This window comes from Mesorhizobium sp. PL10, from assembly GCF_053714315.1.
In genome coordinates this window covers 1-1,652 of the sequence record NZ_JBSKBR010000126.1, presented here as the reverse complement: position 1 = coordinate 1,652, position 1,652 = coordinate 1, and the positions used below count along the sequence as shown (strand labels likewise).

The 1,652-nt window shown below is 59.1% G+C and carries 2 protein-coding genes and 1 pseudogene; 2 read left to right on the top strand and 1 reads right to left on the bottom strand.

All coding sequences use genetic code 11. From position 1 onward, the window contains the following. The first annotated feature begins 61 nt into the window (after positions 1 to 61). Entirely contained in the window at positions 62 to 301 is a 240-nt protein-coding gene (locus tag ACWGTO_RS33375; RefSeq protein WP_454578938.1) for a hypothetical protein, read from the top strand. Between the two features lie 4 nt (positions 302 to 305). Beyond that, positions 306 to 924, top strand: a pseudogene (locus ACWGTO_RS33370) (LLM class flavin-dependent oxidoreductase); the annotation flags it as partial. Here the strand turns inward: ACWGTO_RS33370 and ACWGTO_RS33365 are convergent. Next, positions 813 to 1,157, bottom strand: a complete 345-nt coding sequence (locus ACWGTO_RS33365) for a hypothetical protein (RefSeq protein WP_454578939.1) — start codon at positions 1,155 to 1,157, stop codon at positions 813 to 815. The pseudogene ACWGTO_RS33370 and the gene ACWGTO_RS33365 overlap by 112 nt on opposite strands. Between the last annotated feature and the right edge of the window lie 495 nt (positions 1,158 to 1,652).

Sequence of the window (1,652 nt, the reverse complement as noted above, 5' to 3'; positions counted from 1 at the left end):
TGCCGTCTTCTTTGTATCGCGTAGGTATTCCCACTGGTTCAGAGTGTAGGACACGGCGTCGATGGGCGTGGCGGCCGTCATTATCGGCGCGCGCAACCGTTCGGATCTGACCTCGAACGTCGCCGTCTCCTGCCTCGCCCTGAGCGCCGAGGACCTGGACCTCATCGCCGGAGTGCTGGCGGAAATAAGGGAGCTCGAGGACGACGTCTATGGGCTGGAGCGCGACACTGAAACGGCAGCCTGTCCGCAACTCCCGTTCGCTTGGCTCAACGTCCGGCGCCCCGGACAAAGTTGGAGATAGTTGAATGAGAAAAGCCTCCCCTTCCAAGCTAGCTTTAGGCATTTTCGATCATTTGGACGAGGACGGTAGGGCTATTGCACGTCAATACGCGGACCGCCTCAGGCTAGCAGAAGCCTGTGATCGGCCAGGTTTTTATGCTTACCACCTAGCGGAGCACCATTGTTCGCCGCATGGGAGAAGCCCGTCGCCAAATCTGTTCTTATCGAGCGTCGCACAGCGTACCAGGCAACTTCGTATTGGTCCGTTGGTCATGTTGCTGAGTCTTTGTCCCGCTGCGTGCGTTCGAGGAGATCTGCATGCTTGACCACTTGAGCGGTGGTAGGGTCGAGTTAGGTATAGGGCGCGGCTCTCTTCCGATTGAGCTAGCGTACTTCGGGATTGATGCGGACACAGTTCCAGGGCGCTATCTTGAAGCCAGCGAACTCCTGATGAAGGCGATGAGGCAGGCCACTCTTTCCTACCGGGGCCAGCATTTTGAGCTAAACAATGTCCCTTTGACGCTGAAGCCTCTTCAACGTCCGCAGCCGCCAACATGGATCGCCACAAACCGACCTGAATTTGCGTGCTGGGCCGCAAATGGCGCAAATGTCGAGTGTGTTGAACCCGCCTCGGGCAGACGGAAGGCCGCGATCAGATCGGCCGATTTCGCAATACGCTCACGCGCGGTGCCGTCGGCCTTGTCCATCGTTTCGGGGCTGGTCACGAAAGCCGCGAGGCTGGCTTGAGCAAGCCGATCGCCTTTACGATGAAATAGTCTTGTAGAACGCGACCGCCGCGCCATCCAAGCCGCAGCAAGGCCGCCCCGAATTGGCGAGTGCACTGAGCTCGTTGAGCGCGGCCTGGTCTCTTTTTCCATTTAATTCTGCGAATCCGACCTCAAGGATTTCAGGAGACCGGTAATCAACGCCTACGCCAAGGACGGGCGGCACTTTTACCTCCTGGTGCCGGCACCAGGGTCTCCAGCCTCTCCCCGGATCCCAAGATCATCAGGCTCTACATCAGCGCCTTCGCCGCCGGCGAGCCGAGGCAATAGGAGGGGTCAACTTCTCACTTCGCTTGACAGCCAAACGTTCCGTTCGAGCAGCCGATGAGATGGGCACTTCGGGTTGCCGCACTGGTCAGCATCACGTTGGCAGCCGCCGCGCTGACCACCGACCGAAGCATGAACCGGGGGATGACCTCAATAAGAAGGCCGCGAAACATCCGTCGCTCGATGACGGGCGCGAAGATACCCCTTAGAAGGGCCGCCAGCCAATGTGGCCCGGCCGCGAGCCACCATTTTTTCACGCACCAGACGCTTGACGTCAGGCTGTCGTCAGGAAGGTCTCCTAATCAGTTTCTGCCGCCGCTG